At 39.5% G+C, this 8,948-nt stretch carries 9 protein-coding genes; 3 read left to right on the forward strand and 6 right to left on the reverse strand.

Annotation, left to right across the window (positions count from 1 at the left end; genetic code table 11):
• The first annotated feature begins 26 nt into the window (after positions 1-26).
• The 3 genes from amrB (at position 27) to BQ7314_RS09610 (ending at position 1,586) form a co-directional block, all read left to right on the forward strand.
• On the forward strand, positions 27-449 hold the full coding sequence (gene amrB / locus BQ7314_RS09600) for an AmmeMemoRadiSam system protein B (protein ID WP_174483490.1): 423 nt from the start codon (positions 27-29) through the stop codon (positions 447-449).
• Positions 436-996, forward strand: a complete 561-nt coding sequence (amrA, locus tag BQ7314_RS09605; protein WP_174483491.1) for an AmmeMemoRadiSam system protein A — start codon at positions 436-438, stop codon at positions 994-996. The genes amrB and amrA overlap by 14 nt, the downstream gene beginning before the upstream one ends.
• 179 nt (positions 997-1,175) lie before the next feature.
• Complete coding sequence (locus tag BQ7314_RS09610) at positions 1,176-1,586, forward strand: hypothetical protein (RefSeq protein ID WP_174483492.1); 411 nt, start codon at positions 1,176-1,178, stop codon at positions 1,584-1,586.
• Between the two features lie 198 nt (positions 1,587-1,784).
• Here BQ7314_RS09610 and BQ7314_RS09615 read toward each other — a convergent pair whose 3' ends face one another.
• The 6 genes from BQ7314_RS09615 to BQ7314_RS09640 form a co-directional block, all read right to left on the reverse strand.
• Positions 1,785-2,498 carry an SDR family oxidoreductase gene (locus BQ7314_RS09615; RefSeq protein WP_174483493.1) on the reverse strand — a complete coding sequence of 238 codons (714 nt, stop codon included), beginning with the start codon at positions 2,496-2,498 and terminating at the stop codon, positions 1,785-1,787.
• Entirely contained in the window at positions 2,486-3,478 is a 993-nt protein-coding gene (locus BQ7314_RS09620) for an SPL family radical SAM protein (RefSeq protein WP_174483497.1), read from the reverse strand. The genes BQ7314_RS09615 and BQ7314_RS09620 overlap by 13 nt, the downstream gene beginning before the upstream one ends.
• A gap of 103 nt (positions 3,479-3,581) precedes the next feature.
• Positions 3,582-3,881, reverse strand: a complete 300-nt coding sequence (gene nadS / locus BQ7314_RS09625) for a NadS family protein (RefSeq protein WP_174483494.1) — start codon at positions 3,879-3,881, stop codon at positions 3,582-3,584.
• A complete protein-coding gene (locus BQ7314_RS09630; RefSeq protein WP_174483495.1) occupies positions 3,874-4,197 on the reverse strand; it encodes a type II toxin-antitoxin system RelE/ParE family toxin in 324 nt (107 codons plus the stop codon). The genes nadS and BQ7314_RS09630 overlap by 8 nt, the downstream gene beginning before the upstream one ends.
• Before the next feature lie 445 nt (positions 4,198-4,642).
• On the reverse strand, positions 4,643-5,326 hold the full coding sequence (locus tag BQ7314_RS09635; RefSeq protein ID WP_174483496.1) for a TSCPD domain-containing protein: 684 nt from the start codon (positions 5,324-5,326) through the stop codon (positions 4,643-4,645).
• A gap of 13 nt (positions 5,327-5,339) precedes the next feature.
• Complete coding sequence (locus BQ7314_RS09640; protein WP_245394964.1) at positions 5,340-8,612, reverse strand: LAGLIDADG family homing endonuclease; 3,273 nt, start codon at positions 8,610-8,612, stop codon at positions 5,340-5,342.
• Between the last annotated feature and the right edge of the window lie 336 nt (positions 8,613-8,948).

The following is an 8,948-nucleotide window of genomic DNA, read 5'->3' on the forward strand; positions in this document are numbered from 1 at the left end:
TCTTGGGTCGATTTTAAATAAAGTTTATGAGTTGCATCATTATAATTCTTAAATTGAACTTGCCTAAATTAATTTGTGCTCATTCCTTAGATGACTTTAGCCTAGTTCCAATAGTGGTAGGCGATTGTCCGGCGGAACAAATAGCGCTTGTATTGGCATTATTTTATGACCAGTCGAATACTTTAATCGTTATTAGTTCAGATCTTAGCCATTTTCATGATTATGCGACAGCGCAACGGCTAGATCAGGAAACCAGTGAAAAAATCGAAAAGCTTGATTATCAACATTTAGATTATGACAGTGCTTGTGGGCGTGTGCCAGTGAGTGGCTTGCTTGCTCTGGCAAAAAAGAAATCACTGCAAATTAAAACGATTGATCTTAGAAATTCAGGTGATACTGCCGGCGATAAAAGCCGTGTCGTCGGGTATGGTGCTTATGTTATTGACTAAAACACAACAGTTACAACTATTACAGACCGCGAAAGATTCTATCGCTTATGGTTTAAGACATGGTCAAGCCTTGCCTGTAAATAGTGGAGATTATGATCCTGAGTTACAGGAAATCCGTGCCAGCTTTGTTACTTTAGAAATACATCATCAATTGCGTGGCTGTATTGGCATGTTAGAAGCCGTACGTCCTTTGATCGTTGATATTGCAGAAAATGCTTTTGCCGCAGCTTTTCGAGATTATCGTTTTCCACCCGTTACCGCGGCGGAGTATGAACAACTGGAAATTCACTTGTCTATACTGACTAAGCCTGAGCTTATCAAATTTGATTCTGAGGAGGATTTGTTGCGTCAAATACGCCCCAATATTGATGGCTTAATTTTACAAGAAGGCGCTCAGAGGGGCACATTTTTACCTTCGGTATGGGAGTCATTGCCTGAGCCGCACGATTTTTTGTGCCATCTCAAACAAAAGGCTGGGTTTGACCCTGATTATTGGTCAGACTCAGTAAAAGTTTATCGCTATGAGTGCGATATTATTTCTGAGTAAAAACGGGAGCAGGATCCAATACTGTTGGCTTAAAGGTAAGCTCCTTTTCTAGCAAGAGGGCTTAAGGAATCAAATTTCATAATATCTGTAAGTACTGCCAGTCCTTTAAGAACGGGCAGTATTATATAACCCCTGGAGAGAATAAGGTGTTAATTTTAATATTTCAAAGGAGAGAAGGAATGCAACGCTTACCCATATTTACTGCCTTAATACTATTAATTTCAATCAATAGTGCTAGTGCGAAAATGAGCTGCCAAACAGATTCGTTTGCTAATAAAACATGCCGCGATGAGCAGGGCAATACATGGTTTGGGCGAACAGATGCAGCAGGCAATGAACAATGGACTGATAGTAAGGGAAATATGATCAATGGTATTAGGGACTCTTTTGGCAATATGACTTATAAAGATAGTTCGGGGCAGGTACGAGGGAAAAAAGACTCTTTTGGTAATGAGGCATGGAAAACAAGGCATGGTGAAGTGATTAAGGGCAGAACAGATTCTTTTGGAAATAAAAATTATAGAGATGGAGCAGGGCGGGCCATAAGCTGCTATAAGGATTCGTTGGGCAATGAAACCTGTACTAAATGATAGTTTGAAAAGTGACTAGGCAAAAAAAATGCGTCTTAACTAAGTTAAGTCGCATTCAAGGAGGAGGGTAAACTCTAATCAGTTTGGAGTGCATTTAAGAGTTGCCTATATCATATCTAAGTTGATTGCAATTGAAAATGTGACATATTGTCGCAGTCTTAGGCTAGAGGAATTAGGCTTTACACTCAAAAGTGTGACTTACTTCTTGAAATTTATAACCTTATTAGCTGGGTTTAAGTTTATTTCATCAATAATAATACCTGAGCGTGCATTAATAATATAGCTAACGGCATCCGCAACGTCACTTGCTAGTAAATGTTGGCTCGCTTGTTCGCCTGGCTCAAAGCTTAACGCCTTAAAGAAATCAGTTTTTACCATACCCGGGTTAATTAAGGAAACACGCACGCTGCTTTTTGCGCATTCATCTCTGAGTGCTTGACTAAAGCCACGTAGAGCAAATTTACTAGCGCAATAAATAGAACCTTTGCGGCTGCCCACTAATGCGGCTTCTGAGCCTATAAAGATAAGATCAGCTAAAGCTTGTCGTTTTAAAGCAGGCAAAAATCCCTTAGCTAGAAAACTTTGGCTAATAAAATTCAGATTCATTATTTCTTGTATTTGGCTAAAGGAAAACTCTTCCAAGCTGGAAAATTGGCCTTTGCCGGCACTGAAAACAATAGCATCAATGGCTGGAAACTGTTTGACCAGTTGTTTGATTTTATTGGGTAAAGTAGTCAAATCGCTGAAATCTATTGCTACTGAATTGAAGCGCGGGTGGGCTTGCGTGAATTTTTGGCAATCTCTGGAAACGCCAACTACCTCATGACCTTGATCTAATAAAGTGCGCGCACAAGCACGACCTATGCCGGAACTTGCTCCGGTAATTAAAATCGTACGCTTTACAAACTGCATGGGAAAAATTTATCTTCAGGAATATAGTTGAGCAATTCCTGTGTACAAAATTGCATCATTTCTTCTTCTAGTGCCGCTTTATAAGACATCATGCCATCGCGTGATTTTAGTGGGCTGGCAAATAACTTCTCTTCAGGGTAAAGTTTCTGAACTTTCTTAAAATATTTATCCGGTAAACGAAAAACACCTAGACTAACGGAATGTAGCAAGTCGGGATTAATTTTAGCAAATACCGTTTTGAATAAGCTTTGATAATGCTGTTGGTAATCATCTTCGTAAATAATTGGGTCAAAGCGTAAACCTATTGGCCAGCCTTTTTCCTGTAATTTATTCAGTGCATCCAGCCGTTTTAAGATATTAGGGGCTTTATGTTCCAATGTTGATGCGATTTCATCAGGCGTAAAGCTAAAAGCGACAATGCAGCGCTCAAAAGCCTCAATATCTAATAAATGGCGTACTTGTGTACTCTTCGTGCGCAATTCCATCCACGCATTAGGAATGGCGCGGATAACGGGTAAAAACTCTTGAGCAAAATCGGTCACGGGTTCCAAGGCTAAACTGTCGCAATCATAGCCGGAGAAAAAGTGCACCGGTTCATCGGGTGTTTCTGCGCATAAGCGCTGAATATCGGCGAAATAGTCTTCATAATTAACAAACAACACATAATTAGCCGATTGGTACATACCTTGTAAAAAGCAATAGCGACAATCATACAAGCAATTCAGCATATGCGAGAAGTAGTAATTCTGCTTGGCACCGATACCGTAATGCGGCGGAGCTTTCAGCATAAAGCCTTGATATTTCTCAGCAAGAATTAAAGCGGGTTGCTGTTTTTGCAGGCGAAAGTTTTGCGCTTTCGGGTTAAAAACTTCACCATAGCGATTGCAAGTAACCTGCCGAGCTTTCGGGAAGCGCGCACAAATATCTAATACGCGAGGGTGTTGTAAGATGTTTTCTTCTATATAAATTGTATCAATCATGTTTGAATCAAAGTTGAATCTATCGGCCAAATCAAGAGTGGCAGTTTTTTTGCGGTTTTTTGCAAAAAAGTGACGCTTTAAACGGTCAGCTGGATTTTTTTGATTATAATTGATTTTCATTAAGCTCTGTAAAGACTGATTCAGGATTTGACTGAACTAACTTTAATAATACTTTTGCTGGTCCTGTCGGGTGACGATGACCTTGCTCCCAATTTTGTAATGTTCTAATACTTACACCAATTAGGGCAGAAAATTTTGACTGTGAAAAACCTATCTGTTTTCTAATTGCTCTTACGTCTGGGTCTGCAAAATTAAACTCTCTAGATGAAGCTCTTTCACCTCGATGAATTTCTCCCGCTTCTTCTACACTATCTAGAAGCTCATTAAATAATTCTTTATTCATTTTTAAACTCCCGTTCAACTACTTTTTTAAGAAGAGACAATTGCTCTTTAGTTAAGTCGCTACATTCATTTTTTGCATAAACCATGAGCATAAAAATTTGATTTTTACCGGTTGAAGAATAATAAATGATTCTAGCACCGCCTCTCTTTCCTTTGCTGGTAATGCCCCATCGAATTTTTCGTAGACCACCGCTTCCCTGAATAAGCTTTCCAGATTCAGGATAAGTAGCTAATGTATTTTGAAGTTCACGGTATATATCATCCGTCATTAGCTCTTTTATTCGCTTTGTAAAAATTGAAGTTTCAATAATAACCATATGACAAATATACGTCAATGACGCATAAAGTCAATTTGTGATAAGTTCAAATAATTATAATATTGGCAGTAGCTAGGTCATTATTTGGTGGTATTGGTCATTCTGACTAGAATGGTTGCTTTATGTATTTTCAAACTGAAGCTTGGCAACGAGAAATAGCTTTTTTAAGCCAGCCTTTACCCCATTGGATTATATTAAACTGGTTCAGTGCTTAAAATATTATTCAAGGGTTGCGGATTCGCGGTCGACAAAAAGCCTTAGCGGAGACGCTGAGACTTTTTTATGGTATTTAAACTCCGTTTCATGGAAAAACTTTTAAGCCATAACCATTTGTTTGTCCATTATGCGTTCTTAATTTTTTCCGCACTATCTCAAACGCTTCAGGCTATTTTATACAAATTAATATTTTCTTTATAATAAGTATAACTTTGCATGTTTCTTACCACTAGTTACATTTGCTATCACCACAATTCAAACACGTCATACACCCATCCATCAATACTAAAGCTTTAGTCTGACATTTAGGGCAAAGTTGCGCTTGTTCAGGGAAATTATCGCTTTCATCTGCTTGCGCACCATGTTTCTCTTCAAACTCTTTGCGTTTTTCGGCCAAAAATTGCTTTTGGTGTGCTTCAAGTTCTATATCTTTTAACATGCCGATATGTTTCATGTGTTGCTCAATTGCATGGCCGATTTCTGCGACTAAAGAGGGCATGTATACGCCGCCTTTTTTAAAGTATCCTCCTTTTGGGTCAAATACGGCTTTGAGTTCTTCAACCATAAAGGTAATATCACCCCCTTTACGGAAGACGGCTGAAATAACACGGGTTAAGGCTAGCACCCACTGGAAGTGCTCCATGTTTTTGGAGTTAATAAATACTTCATAAGGACGGCGCTCTTCATGCTCTGTGCCGGCATTCAGAAACATATCATTGATGGTGATATATAAGGCGTGTTCTGATTGCGGAGTTTTTATTTTATACGTTGAGCCGAGCAGCATTTCTGGGCGAGTCAGCTTTTCATGCATGCTTTCCAAGTCATTTTTGACTTCTTCAACGACGGCTGGCTTTTTGTCTTCTGGCGTGACGACTTTGTAGCTTACAATTTTTTTATCTATTTTTAGGGTCATTGTTTTTGTCTCTTTAGAATTTTCCGTAATAGCCTTCTTTTAAGGCGTCAAACAAATTAGCAGCGGAGTGCATTTCGCCATCGTATTCAATTTGTTGATTACCTTTTACTTCTAATACATGGCCATCTTCAAGTGTAAATTGATAGGTGGTATTTTCTAGGTCAGATTCTTTAACTAAAACACCTTGGAAGACTTCAGGGTTGAAACGGAAAGTGGTGCAACCTTTTAAGCCTTTGTCGTAGGCGTATTGATAAATTGATTTAAAATCTTCATACGGATAGTCGGTTGGGACATTGGCCGTTTTAGAAATTGATGAATCAATCCAAACTTGCGCTGCGGCTTGCACGTCAACATGTTGTTTCGGTGTAATAGCATCCGCAGTAATAAAATAATCGGGTAATTGTTCATCTGTTGTTTCGCTATATGGCATCGCTTTTTTATTAATTAATTCACGGTAAGCGAGTAATTCAAAAGAGAAAACATCAACTTTTTCTTTGCTCTTTTTACCTTCACGGATAACATTACGTGCATAATGGTGTGCAAAGCTAGGTTCTATACCGTTACTGGCATTATTGGCGAGCGATAAAGAAATTGTGCCGGTCGGTGCAATCGAGCTGTGATGGGTAAAGCGTGCGCCTTGCTCAATTAGTGCAGCAATTAATTCTGGCTCAGCTTCAGCAATTTTTTGCATATAGCGACTGTATTTTGCATGCAGTACTTTACCGGCAACTTTATCGCCTATTTTATAACCATCCGTCACCATTTCAGGGCGTTTATGTAGCATTCTGCCGGTTACGTTATACATTTTTTCTAAAGCAGGTGCTGTACCTTTTTCTTTCGCTAATTCCAGCGCTTCTTTCCAACCTTCAACGGCTAAGACTTTAGTCACTTCGCTAGTAAAGCCTAACGAGGCATCATCACCATATTGCATGCCTAGCATAGTTAAAGTAGAACCTAAGCCTAAGTAACCCATGCCATGACGACGTTTAGAGGTGATTTCTTCGCGTTGTTTTTCTAAAGGTAAGCCGTTAATTTCAACAACATTATCGAGCATGCGTGTGAAAATACGGATTGTTTTACGATAAGCATCCCAATTAAAGGTAGCGTTTTCAGTAAAAGGATCTTGTATAAAGCGTGTCAGATTGATTGAACCTAGAAGGCAGGACCCATAAGGCGGCAATGGTTGTTCACCACATTGCCCTGTGACAATGCCATTAAAAATAACCGTGTTATGATCCGCTTGTGTCGTATCAAAAACAGCCTCTTTACCTATATAGTGTATTGCAGAAATTTCAGATAAAAAATTGCGCTTTTTTAAAAGTTGTTTATCAACGGCCCAGTTCTGATATTTTTGATTTTTTGCTTCACCTAAAAAGCCAATTTCTTGCATAAACTGTTCACGAGATTGTCCGTCAATAATCAACTCATAATTGGCTTTACAAGTATAATTTTGATTTCCACCTTTGCCATTGGGCATTGCTCTTAATGCCGCATCTCGACGCTTACGAATACGACAGAAAACAGCAAAATTAGCTAATAAACCTTGAATATCTGTTAGTAATTCAGGGTGAGATGAAGCTAATCGTACGGAGCAAGATTTACTTTTCCCTGAAATATTAACCGTACCATCCGCCTGAAACAACGCTGATAAATAACCTTTTATACAGGCTTCTGTCCCTTGCCAAACCACTTCAGGTACGCTTAATTTGCTTTCTTTATTGAAACCATAAAACGCAAGCACTCGCGCTAAAATAACCGAACGAATCATAATCATATTGCGCTCAGGTATGGCAACTGCTGAAACTTGATATTGACGAGCGCGCTGCGGTTCAAGCTGAGTTGTGCTTAATAAGTGATTAATATAAGTCACGAGCATTGGCGCAAAGGAACGGTCATCATTCCATAAGTTAATCACGGCCGCCTGTTGTTCTTTACCGCGATTAGTAAAATGACCATCGCCAGTAATAAAACCGAGTAAAGCCCCAAAAGTCTTATCACCTTGTTGCCCGAATTGACCTTTGCCCGATTGAATCAGTAAGTTATCGCCAATAGCGAGGTCTTTTAATTTTACCTTACCTCTGTCGGTATAAAAATCATGCCATGCAGTGGCTTTAATTTCATATCCGTCTTTTGTGGTGACGCGATAAACATCAGCGGATTGCGCGGTCATAAACGCTGGTTTAGCTGGACGTATGACTGTCCCAATTTCATTTTTACCTAAAGCGCGGGCATCAACGGTGACTTCTAGTGGCGTTTGGCTTGCATAAAGATCACCAATTTTTACCATGCCATGTTGAGTGTGTAAACGCGTATCTGCGGTTACGCAAGGGTTGGTCGCGCGAATATCCTCGCAAAACCAATTGTTATTCATCTCATTGACTTTATCAATTAAGATAAACCCTGGTTCTGCATAATCGTAAGTTGAGGACATGATAATGTCCCATAAACGACGCGCAGGCAGTGTTTTAGTAATTTTACAGGCAACTAGGCCGTCTTCATTTTCTACGTATCCCAGGGAATGCGGTAAGTCACGCCAGATAATGAGAGACTTATCAGTTAAGTCTAGATTATCTTGTTCTAGCTCTCTTTGCATGATGGGAAAAGACAGAGGCCAAGGTTTATCTGCTTTTACCGCTTCAATAAATTCTGCCGTAATTAATAAGGATAAATTAAATTGGCGTAAACGACCGTCCTCACGTTTGGCGCGGATGAATTCCACAACATCAGGATGACCAATATCAAAGGTTGCCATTTGCGCACCACGGCGGCCCCCAGCAGAAGACACGGTGAAGCACATTTTGTCGTAGATATCCATAAAGGATAAGGGGCCAGAGGTGTAAGCACCAGCACCAGAGACATACGCATCTTTAGGTCTTAGCGTGGAAAATTCATAGCCGATCCCACAACCGGCTTTTAACGTAAGCCCTGCTTCATGTACCTTGCCGAGAATATCATCCATAGAATCAACAATAGAGCCTGAAACGGTGCAGTTAATCGTTGATGTCGCAGGTTTATGGTCTTGTGCGCCAGCATTGGAAATAATTCGCCCGGCGGGGATTACGCCTTGGCGTAAGGCCCATAAGAATTCTTGGTAATACTTCTCTTGTTTAGCTTTACCTTTTTCTACACTGGATAGAGCTTTTGCAACACGTTGGTAGGTGCCGTCTATATTTGCATCAACGGCTTCACCCGATTTTGTTTTTAAACGGTATTTGGTGTCCCATATATCAAGTGATGCATCTTGTAATGCAATCTCCATAGTGTTGGTGTGAGCTTTATTGGTCATCTATTTTCCTGGTTAATGCTGTTGGATATTTTTCGATTTTTTGGTTGTAGGGCTTAACGAAAATAAGGTGTGATCTATTTTTTGAGTTAGCAATAATAACACAATATATTGTGTATTAAAAAAAATTATATACTACATAGGGTGATTTCATAGATATTTCCTAGGTTGAGCTTATTCTCTTTTACTTGGATTGGTGTAGGTTTCTTTTGGTTCAACGTAAGGGGAGGGTAACTTGAGTTTTTGTGATTTATATCTATACTTAAGGAATGTGCATGAAATAACTTAGGCAACTTATAAAGTTGTTGCGTCAGGAATGGCAGTATAATTCCATTGCCT

This window comes from methanotrophic endosymbiont of Bathymodiolus puteoserpentis (Logatchev) (genome assembly GCF_900128525.1).
In the GTDB taxonomy this organism is placed as follows: domain Bacteria; phylum Pseudomonadota; class Gammaproteobacteria; order Methylococcales; family Methylomonadaceae; genus Methyloprofundus.

Coding starts and splice junctions, on each gene's coding strand:
- amrA (WP_174483491.1), top strand. CDS start 436: ATGTTATTGACTAAAACACAACAGTTACAACTATTACAGACCGCGAAA.
- BQ7314_RS09610 (WP_174483492.1), top strand. CDS start 1,176: ATGCAACGCTTACCCATATTTACTGCCTTAATACTATTAATTTCAATC.
- BQ7314_RS09620 (WP_174483497.1), bottom strand. CDS start 3,478: ATGATTGATACAATTTATATAGAAGAAAACATCTTACAACACCCTCGC.
- amrB (WP_174483490.1), top strand. CDS start 27: ATGAGTTGCATCATTATAATTCTTAAATTGAACTTGCCTAAATTAATT.
- BQ7314_RS09635 (WP_174483496.1), bottom strand. CDS start 5,326: ATGACCCTAAAAATAGATAAAAAAATTGTAAGCTACAAAGTCGTCACG.
- BQ7314_RS09615 (WP_174483493.1), bottom strand. CDS start 2,498: ATGCAGTTTGTAAAGCGTACGATTTTAATTACCGGAGCAAGTTCCGGC.
- BQ7314_RS09630 (WP_174483495.1), bottom strand. CDS start 4,197: ATGGTTATTATTGAAACTTCAATTTTTACAAAGCGAATAAAAGAGCTA.
- nadS (WP_174483494.1), bottom strand. CDS start 3,881: ATGAATAAAGAATTATTTAATGAGCTTCTAGATAGTGTAGAAGAAGCG.
- BQ7314_RS09640 (WP_245394964.1), bottom strand. CDS start 8,612: ATGACCAATAAAGCTCACACCAACACTATGGAGATTGCATTACAAGAT.